Below are 3,020 nucleotides of genomic sequence, written 5' to 3'. Positions count from 1 at the left end.
CGTGATCGTCTCGCGTATCCGTCGTGTTCTTACCCCTCAACCCCTTGGGTGTTATAGGGTCAAGCCTCACGGGCCATTAGTACACGTTAGCTCAACGCCTTGCAGCGCTTCCACACCGTGCCTATCAACCAGCTGGTCTCGCTGGGCCCTTCAGGAGGCTCGAGGCCTCAGGGATGTCTCATCTTGAAGGGGGCTTCCCGCTTAGATGCTTTCAGCGGTTATCCCGTCCGCACATAGCTACCCGGCAATGCCACTGGCGTGACAACCGGAACACCAGAGGTGCGTCCACTCCGGTCCTCTCGTACTAGGAGCAGCTCTTCTCAAACATCCAACGCCCACGGCAGATAGGGACCGAACTGTCTCACGACGTTCTAAACCCAGCTCGCGTACCACTTTAAATGGCGAACAGCCATACCCTTGGGACCGACTTCAGCCCCAGGATGTGATGAGCCGACATCGAGGTGCCAAACACCGCCGTCGATGTGAACTCTTGGGCGGTATCAGCCTGTTATCCCCGGAGTACCTTTTATCCGTTGAGCGATGGCCCTTCCATACAGAACCACCGGATCACTAGAACCTGCTTTCGCACCTGCTCGACGTGTCTGTCTCGCAGTCAAGCACCCTTATGCTCTTGCACTCATTGCACGATGTCCGACCGTGCTGAGGGTACCTTCGTGCTCCTCCGTTACGCTTTGGGAGGAGACCGCCCCAGTCAAACTACCCACCACACACTGTCCTCGATCCGGATAACGGACCTGAGTGAGAACGCCAATGATGCCAGGCTGGTATTTCAAGGTTGGCTCCACCCGAACTGGCGTCCGGGTTTCAAAGCCTCCCAGCTATCCTACACAAGCAACATCAGCGTCCAGTGTGAAGCTATAGTAAAGGTTCACGGGGTCTTTCCGTCTAGCCGCGGGTACACCGCATCTTCACGGCGATTTCAATTTCACTGAGTCTCGGGTGGAGACAGCGTGGCCATCATTACGCCATTCGTGCAGGTCGGAACTTACCCGACAAGGAATTTCGCTACCTTAGGACCGTTATAGTTACGGCCGCCGTTTACCGGGGCTTCGATCAAGAGCTTCGCTTACGCTAACACCATCACTTAACCTTCCGGCACCGGGCAGGCGTCACACCCTATACGTCCGCTTGCGCGTTAGCAGAGTGCTGTGTTTTTACTAAACAGTTGCAGCCACCTGGTATCTTCGACCGGTTCGGGCTTAGAGAGCGAGTCTCATCACCCTACGCCGGCGTGCCTTCTCCCGAAGTTACGGCACCATTTTGCCTAGTTCCTTCACCCGAGTTCTCTCAAGCGCCTTGGGATTCTCACCCTGACCACCTGTGTCGGTTTGGGGTACGGTCGCACATGATCTGAAGCTTAGAGGCTTTTCCTGGAAGCGTGGCATCAATGACTTCGACACCGTGGTGTCTTCGTCTCGTCTCTCGGCCTTGGGGAACCGGATTTGCCTAATTCCCCAGCCTACTGACTTTCACCAGGACAACCAACGCCTGGCTCACCTAGCCTTCTCCGTCCCCCCATCGCAATCATGTCCGGTACGGGAATATTGACCCGTTTCCCATCGACTACGCCTTTCGGCCTCGCCTTAGGGGCCGACTCACTCTGCTCTGATTAGCATCGAACAGAAACCCTTGGTCTTCCGGCGGGGGAGTTTTTCACTCCCCTTATCGTTACTCATGTCAGCATTCGCACTCGTGATACCTCCAGCAGACTTCTCAATCCACCTTCATTGGCTTACACGACGCTCCTCTACCGCTCATCCATAAGGATGAACCCGTAGCTTCGGTACCTGGTTTAGCCCCGTTACATCTTCCGCGCAGGCCGACTCGACTAGTGAGCTATTACGCTTTCTTTAAAGGATGGCTGCTTCTAAGCCAACCTCCTAGCTGTCTGAGCCTTCCCACATCGTTTCCCACTTAACCAGGATTTGGGGACCTTAGCTGACGGTCTGGGTTGTTTCCCTTTTCACGACGGACGTTAGCACCCGCCGTGTGTCTCCCACGCTGGCACTCACCGGTATTCGGAGTTTGCCTCGGGTTGGTAAGTCGGGATGACCCCCTAGCCGAAACAGTGCTCTACCCCCGGTGGTGATACGTGAGGCGCTACCTAAATAGCTTTCGAGGAGAACCAGCTATCTCCGGGCTTGATTAGCCTTTCACTCCGATCCACAAGTCATCCAAATCTTTTTCAACAGATCCTGGTTCGGTCCTCCAGTTGATGTTACTCAACCTTCAACCTGCTCATGGATAGATCGCCCGGTTTCGGGTCTATATCCAGCGACTGGTCGCCCAGTTAAGACTCGATTTCTCTACGCCTCCCCTATACGGTTAAGCTCGCCACTGAATATAAGTCGCTGACCCATTATACAAAAGGTACGCAGTCACCCAACAAGTGGGCTCCTACTGCTTGTACGCACACGGTTTCAGGATCTATTTCACTCCCCTCTCCGGGGTTCTTTTCGCCTTTCCCTCACGGTACTGGTTCACTATCGGTCAGCCAGGAGTATTTAGCCTTGGAGGATGGTCCCCCCGTCTTCAGTCAAGGTTTCTCGTGCCCCGACCTACTCGATTTCACGCATTCAGATTTTCGACTACGGGGCTATCACCCACTATGGCGGCACTTCCCAATGCCTTCGTCTAATCAGTCATACGCTTAAGGGCTGGTCCCCGTTCGCTCGCCGCTACTAGGGGAATCTCGGTTGATTTCTTTTCCTCGGGGTACTTAGATGTTTCAGTTCCCCCGGTTCGCCTCGTACACCTATGTATTCAGTGCACGATACTCAGCTTGTGCTGAGTGGGTTTCCCCATTCAGAGATGCCCGGGTCACAGGTTGTTTGCCACCTCACCGAGCCTTATCGCAGGCTACCACGTCTTTCATCGCCTCTGGCTGCCTAGGCATCCACCGTGTGCGCTTCATTGCTTGACCCTATAACCCGAAGGGGTCGAGGGGGCAATGAACACGATATTGCCGGATACGCTTGAGACGTATCACGTTTGTTTTC

At 54.7% G+C, this 3,020-nt stretch carries 1 rRNA gene; it reads right to left on the bottom strand.

Features of this window, described 5'->3' with window-relative positions:
• Nucleotides 1–55: 55 nt before the first annotated feature.
• Nucleotides 56–2,944: ribosomal RNA gene (locus LLY24_RS18260) — 23S ribosomal RNA — on the bottom strand.
• Nucleotides 2,945–3,020: the final 76 nt, after the last annotated feature.

It is taken from the genome of Halomonas dongshanensis (genome assembly GCF_024790395.1).
GTDB lineage: Bacteria > Pseudomonadota > Gammaproteobacteria > Pseudomonadales > Halomonadaceae > Vreelandella > Vreelandella dongshanensis.
Note: the sequence above shows the minus strand (reverse complement) of the source record. Positions and strands in the feature narration are given on the sequence as shown.